This is a genomic window from Pseudomonas sp. K5002 (genome assembly GCF_013386655.1).
Taxonomy (GTDB): Bacteria; Pseudomonadota; Gammaproteobacteria; order Pseudomonadales; family Pseudomonadaceae; genus Aquipseudomonas.
Window position 1 is genome coordinate 384 of sequence record NZ_JACARK010001374.1, and the last position, 207, is coordinate 590.

Annotated in this window: 1 protein-coding gene; it reads left to right on the forward strand. The window is 65.2% G+C overall.

Annotation, left to right across the window (positions count from 1 at the left end; translation table 11 throughout):
* The coding region (locus HX846_RS40085) for an ATP-binding cassette domain-containing protein (protein ID WP_256740432.1) at positions 1-207 on the forward strand (207 nt) is incomplete at both ends.

Consider the following 207-nt stretch of genomic DNA (forward strand, 5'->3'; position numbering starts at 1 on the left):
AGTCCGGCAGCGGCAAAAGCACATTGGGGAGGGCGATCCTGCACCTCAACCCCATCAGCGCCGGGCAGGTGGTGTTTGACGGCATCGACATGGCCCACGCCGGGCCGGTCGATATCGCCCGTTTGCGGCACGAGACGGCGATGATCTTCCAGGATCCCTACGCGGCCCTGAACCCGCGTCTTACCGTCGGCGAAACCATCGCCGAAG